Raw genomic sequence first — 291 nt, forward strand, 5'->3', positions numbered from 1 at the left:
TGGATGGAAAGGGTGAGAAGGTGAGAGAAGAAAATAATTTTAACAAAAATTTAAAAGCTTTAAGCGGTTTTGAGTATAATAACTTACGCAAAAAACTTGAGGATCTAAAAGAGCTTAGAGAATTTACTTTCACTCAAGGAAAAGATAATCTTGATATCAATATCATAAAAAAAAGAAATTTAAAAAAAATGTATCAAGATCCCATCAAAGAGCTTGAAAAAAATTTAGAATATTTTAAAGATTTTACACGCTATCCTGTGCTTTTTTTTTATGGTTTTGGAAATGGAATTT

The 291-nt window shown here is 26.8% G+C and carries 1 pseudogene; it reads left to right on the plus strand.

Annotated elements, in window-relative coordinates:
• Positions 1-20: 20 nt before the first annotated feature.
• Positions 21-291 (plus strand): annotated as a pseudogene (locus CCO88_RS09930) (motility associated factor glycosyltransferase family protein); the annotation flags it as partial.

Source organism: Campylobacter coli LMG 9860 (assembly GCF_000254135.1).
In the GTDB taxonomy this organism is placed as follows: domain Bacteria; phylum Campylobacterota; class Campylobacteria; order Campylobacterales; family Campylobacteraceae; genus Campylobacter_D; species Campylobacter_D coli.